Source organism: Microcystis sp. M44BS1, assembly GCF_020244875.1.
GTDB classification, from domain to species: domain Bacteria; phylum Cyanobacteriota; class Cyanobacteriia; order Cyanobacteriales; family Microcystaceae; genus Microcystis; species Microcystis panniformis.
On record NZ_JADBVM010000253.1, the window covers coordinates 1 to 5374 of the forward strand.

Below are 5374 nucleotides of genomic sequence, written 5' to 3' on the forward strand. Positions count from 1 at the left end.
GATAACTGATAACTGATAACTGATAACTGATAACTGATAACTGATAACTGATAACTGATAACTGATAACTGATAACTGATAACTGATAACTGATAACTGATAACTGATAACTGATAACTGATAACTGATAACTGATTCAATTAACCAAATTTAATCATTTCTCGTCCTGCCATCACCGGTAATTCCCCTTTTAAAATCGGAATCAATGTCTCGCGAATTCTGTCCGCGTCGGGGGGACAACCCGGCATAAAAATATCGATGGGAATGACTTGATGGACGGGCAGCACTTGATCTAATAATTCGGGAACGATACCGGGTTCTTCTGGTAGTTGAGGTGTGTTATCTCCTAACTCTAAATAAGCTCTTTTTAGCACGGGATCGGCAGTTCCCAACATATTCCGCATAGCGGGAACGTTAGCAGTCACAGCGCAATCACCAAAAGAAACGACGGTTTTGGTATTTTGACGGACTAGATGAATTAGTTCTAAATTATCCTGATTAGCGATCGCTCCTTCCACTAAACAGACATCGACATTTTCCGGATAGGTTTTCAGATCGCAGCCGACGGGACTATACACCACGTCAACTTTTTCGGCTAATTCTAACAGCCATTCGTCCAAATCGAGGAAGGACATATGGCATCCCGAACAACCGGCTAACCAGACAGTAGCGAAGCGAATTTTAGACATAATTTTAATTCCTTGTTTGTTAGGTTTGGGCAATAGTGATTACTAGCTAATAGAAAAGCGGCTGTTTACCGAGGGGCGGGTTTTTGCCTGTCTCGACAAGTTCCTGATTATCTGCAATTAAAGAAAAAAGATCGATCCCCTTCCATTCTTGCAAAAATTCACAGATTAGCTGTGGTGTCCAATTTTCACCTCTAAAAAACTTAAAATTTTTCCTGTGGACATTGAGAAAAAAATGCAAGATATTACATTGATCCTGCGCCCCGAAAATAGTCCCCTTGACTGTCCAATTATCCACACTACTGGCGTAATCCTCGATCGCCCGATCTGCCGCCGCCACACGCTCTCGGTATTGATCACAGAATTGACGAAGCATCTGGGGAAATCGCCCAACTTCGGCGAAAAGTTCGATCGCGGACCAAGCTAAATTGGTTGGTTGAGATTGATAATCCAGCAGGGATAGACAGCGATCCAAGGCTTGCAGAAAGATCTGTTCGAGATTTGTATCATTCATAACATTATTGATTCCCTTGACGCAGTAGGACAGACCAACCATATTGAGCTTGAGCGATTTCGTGAGCAGAAGGCTGATTCATACCCTGATTGATCACTAAATCCGATTCTAAGATTTCGTGTTGTAGAAAGACGCGATCGATCGCCGTTCCCTGTCCTCGCGCCATCCTCAACCAAGCCTTTGCCATATCAATACTAGGCCAAAATTCATACTGACTGACACCGCTACCGAAAGCGTAGTCCTTTGCTCGTTGAGTTTCCTGGGCAGAAATACCGCAGTAATCGGAAATCAAGCGAATATCTTCATTCATCCCCATAATCTCGTCATACAGAGCCATTTCCGCCCGCAGATACTTGGCATAAATACCTAGATGTCCCCAACGAACGTTTTGAGAATCTACCATTTTTCGCTAACGCGTCCATTGGTGTTCAGTCCTAGCGTTAACTAAAAATTCCAACTTCGATCGATCTTCCTCTTTTTCGGAAACGGCGGAACCCTTGCGGAATATTGCCCCAGTTGGACAAGCGGCAACACATTTGCCGCAGGAAGTACAGGCGGAAACGCTGCCCCAAGGCTGATCCATTCCCGCGATAATTTTATCTTTTTCGCCGCGATAAGCCAGATCCCAAACGTGCGCCCCTTCAATTTCATCACAGACTCGCACACAACGGGTACAGAGAACACAACGATTATGATCGATACCAAAAAGATGATGGGAAATATCCACTTCTCGCTTGGGAAAACGGTAGGGAAAACGACTATGATCCATACCCACTTCGATGGCTAAATCTTGTAATTCACAGTTACCATTAGCCACACAAACCGCACAAACGTGATTACCTTCAGCGAATAATAATTCCACTGTCATGCGGCGATATTCTTTCAGTTTTGGGGTATCGGTATGAACCACCATTCCTTCCGCCACCTCCGTTACACAGGCGGGTAATAATTTATTAATACCTTCAATTTCGACCAAACATAAGCGACAGGCAGCCACTTCGGAAACCCCATCGAGATGACAGAGGGCAGGAATTTTTATTCCTACCTGACTAGCGGCTGCGAGAACTCGCGAACCCGCTTCGATCGCTACATCTTTACCATCAATGCTTAAAGTGATTACGGACATAAAAATTATTCTCCTTGAGGATAATATCCCTCTCCTTCCCATAGGCCACAATTTGTGGCCAAGGGTGGGATTTTTACAGAAAGTTTTAACCTAGACAAGCGGCTAAGTCTTTTGCGGGGGTGGTAATCGGCTGCAGGTGATAGGTATCGGAGAGGAATTTCAGGACGTTAGGGGAGATAAATGCTGGTAAAGTTGGTCCCAGACGGATATTTTGAATACCTAGATGCAGCAGGGTGAGCAGTACAGCGATCGCTTTTTGTTCGTACCAAGAGATAATTAGGGAGAGGGGAATCTCATTGACGCTAACGTTAAAAGCGTTGGCTAATCCTAGGGCGATTTTGATGGCACTATAGGCGTCGTTACATTGGCCTACGTCCATCAGCCGGGGTAATCCTTCGATGCTACCTAATTGTTTGTCGAAAAAGCGGAATTTTCCACAGGCAAGGGTTAAAACGATGCAATCTTCGGGAACTTGTTCCACGAATTCGGTGTAGTAATTGCGATCGGGTTTTGCGCCATCGCAGCCGCCAACTAGGAAGAAGTGACGGATTTTACCCTGTTTAAGGGCATCAACCACCGTATCAGCGACACTGAGAACGGTATTGTGGGCAAATCCTACCATTACCTGCCGAGGTTCGCTTATTTCAGTAAATCCGGGCAATGACTGCGCTTTAGCAATCACGGGACAAAAATCGATCGCACCGTCCACTGTTTCTAAGCGGTTAATATGGGCATAACCCACAGGTCCGAGGGTAAAGAGTTTACTTTCATAGTTTTCGTGGGGTGGCATGAGACAATTAGTAGTTAAAACTATTGCCCCCGGAAACTTAGCAAATTCTTTAGTTTGATTTTGCCAGGCGGTGCCATAATGACCGTAGAGATGGGGATATTTTTCTTTGAGTTTTGGATAACCGTGGGCGGGTAATAATTCTCCGTGGGTATAGACTGTTATCCCAGTATTGGCAGTTTGTGCCAGTAAAGCCGCTAATTGTTTAATATCATGGCCGGAGACTAAAATGGCTTTACCTAGACGCGGATTTAAGGGAACATTTGTCGGTATGGGATGACCGTAGGTTTCGGTATGACCTTGATCTAATAATTCCATGGCCCGCAGGTTTGCTGCCCCGACTTTTAGACAGATTGCCACCCAATCATTCAGGTTTAAATCACTGCGGTCAATCGCCGCTAAAGTCTCTTGGATAACCTGATAAACTGAGTCATCCTCTTGACCTAATTCCTGAGCGTGGAAAGTATAGGAAGCCAGACCTTTAACTCCGTAGATAGCGGTTAACTTTAGGGAAAAAATATCGAGATCCTGTACTTTTTCAATTAGTTCTAAGGATACTTCTTGCCCTTGGCTGACTAGGCTCTCATTAAAATTAGGCTGATAGTTAGCAAGTGCAGACCAGTCCACCGATCCCAATTGTGCTTTTAAATTTTCCCGAATCTCTAAACAACGCTGAATATAATCGGTAAAACGTCTTTGATCGAAGTTCACATTGGTCATGGTGGCGAAAAGCGACTCGCAGGTAAAAATATCGGCTTCGCGAGTAGATATTGCCGCTTCTTTGGCTTTTAAAACCACCGATGCTAATCCCCGCAAACAATAAACTAATAAGTCTTGAACGGCGTTGACTTCGGGACTTTTTCCACAGGCTCCCCACTGATGACAACCATTACCACTAGCGGTTTGTTCGCATTGTTCACAAAACATAAGTTTTCTCTCTTTTTTCAGTAGATTGACAGATTGTTGCGATTTTTTTCTACTAAATTGAATTCTGCTTTTTTGAAAGTTAGTTATCGTCCCTCACCCGGCAGGAATCATGGATTTTAGGACTGGAAAGCTTGTCTTGACAGCCTCTACTCTCTGAACTATGTTTTTATTCTCTCACTCTTTTTGCCAGTTGGGTTCTGATTTTAGATTTCCTCAAGAATTACCGATTAAACAATTATTTAGTTGTCTTAATTAAATTAAGTATTTTTGGTGATTTTTATGATATAATGAGCGAAATTTTCGATTTTTAGGTGGGTATTTGCCAGTGTCATAGCAATCGGTCTCCTGATTAGGATCGAAAGTTGGAAATTAAGAGTTATTATCGCCTAACTGTGATGATGGGATTGCTTTCGACATAGATAGTTATCTCTTTTGTTATTTACTTAACTTAACAGATCATCTCCCCGAATATGCTCAAAATCTTTATCTGTTTTTGCCAGATCCTGATATTTGACATCAAGACTGATGAACGATTTATTTTATTAGTGGTATTCCGATATCTTTGCAGATTTTATTAGCGAGAATATCCCTAATTTCCGTATGTCTTGGAATCGCAGATCTTTTATTTAATTGGGGGTTAAACCACCAAGAATTGCTAGGACTTGCTGAAAAAGTACGGGCGAAGCATTCGGATAGAAAATCTACGGTTTCACCGATAGGTTATTGTCCGAATGCTTCGCCCCTACAGGACGCGGGCCGATGAAGACGCAAGGTTTTGAACGACGATTCTCTCAAAATCTTGCACCTGTGAGAGCAAAACAGAACCCTAAAACCCTTACCTCGTCTATATTTCACATTTATTCAGCAAGCCCTATCTACCAATCTATCTGAACAGGATATTTTGCTAATATTGAATCATGGCTAATCAGTCTAGCATTTTCAAGATTAGCTTGAGCAACTAACAAGCGGTCAAATGGATCTTTATGGATGTTAGGTAAAGTATTTAAAGCTAAAACATGGCTGACTGTAATTGATAAAAGGCCAATTTGGTTAGTTTCCTGCTGAGTATTAATCATTTCTGCTAAAGGTATCTTGAGTGATAGTTTACCTAGTTGTAGTTTGATTTGCATTTCCCAAATACTTGTAATACTAAGTAACAGCGTATTACTAGGATCTCTACACAGTTCTAAAGCCTGACAGGGGGACAAGCAAGCTGAAAAGCTTATGTAGCATGGAATACAGACACAGACTCCAAAAAAAGATAAGTCATATTTACTATATATGACCTAAATAACGAAAATGATAAGTGAACTATACCGGAAAGTCTTAGAGAA

6 protein-coding genes are annotated in these 5374 nt (G+C 42.4%); all 6 read right to left on the reverse strand.

Annotated features, from left to right (window positions below; genetic code table 11):
• Window positions 1-140 precede the first annotated feature (140 nt).
• Window positions 141-689 (reverse strand): NADH-quinone oxidoreductase subunit B family protein, encoded by a 549-nt coding sequence (locus IM515_RS19745; RefSeq protein WP_002740992.1) that lies wholly within the window; start codon window positions 687-689, stop codon window positions 141-143.
• A gap of 46 nt (window positions 690-735) precedes the next feature.
• A complete protein-coding gene (locus tag IM515_RS19750) occupies window positions 736-1200 on the reverse strand; it encodes a hypothetical protein (protein ID WP_287626980.1) in 465 nt (154 codons plus the stop codon).
• Between the two features lie 4 nt (window positions 1201-1204).
• The gene (locus IM515_RS19755; protein WP_287626981.1) at window positions 1205-1603 is read right to left on the reverse strand and encodes a hypothetical protein; all 399 of its coding nucleotides are present in this window, start codon (window positions 1601-1603) and stop codon (window positions 1205-1207) included.
• Window positions 1604-1609: 6 nt separating this feature from the next.
• Window positions 1610-2326: a bidirectional hydrogenase complex protein HoxU gene (gene hoxU, locus IM515_RS19760; RefSeq protein ID WP_002734546.1), complete on the reverse strand. Its 717-nt coding sequence runs from the start codon at window positions 2324-2326 to the stop codon at window positions 1610-1612.
• A gap of 85 nt (window positions 2327-2411) precedes the next feature.
• Entirely contained in the window at window positions 2412-4040 is a 1629-nt protein-coding gene (gene hcp, locus IM515_RS19765) for a hydroxylamine reductase (RefSeq protein ID WP_287626982.1), read from the reverse strand.
• 875 nt (window positions 4041-4915) lie between these two features.
• Window positions 4916-5248 (reverse strand): type II toxin-antitoxin system VapC family toxin, encoded by a 333-nt coding sequence (locus IM515_RS19770; RefSeq protein ID WP_346304805.1) that lies wholly within the window; start codon window positions 5246-5248, stop codon window positions 4916-4918.
• Between the last annotated feature and the right edge of the window lie 126 nt (window positions 5249-5374).

Bases quoted from the DNA above. Each gene is read 5' to 3' on its own strand.
- IM515_RS19745 (WP_002740992.1), bottom strand. From the start codon at position 689: ATGTCTAAAATTCGCTTCGCTACTGTCTGGTTAGCCGGTTGTTCGGGA.
- IM515_RS19750 (WP_287626980.1), bottom strand. From the start codon at position 1,200: ATGAATGATACAAATCTCGAACAGATCTTTCTGCAAGCCTTGGATCGC.
- IM515_RS19755 (WP_287626981.1), bottom strand. From the start codon at position 1,603: ATGGTAGATTCTCAAAACGTTCGTTGGGGACATCTAGGTATTTATGCC.
- hoxU (WP_002734546.1), bottom strand. From the start codon at position 2,326: ATGTCCGTAATCACTTTAAGCATTGATGGTAAAGATGTAGCGATCGAA.
- hcp (WP_287626982.1), bottom strand. From the start codon at position 4,040: ATGTTTTGTGAACAATGCGAACAAACCGCTAGTGGTAATGGTTGTCAT.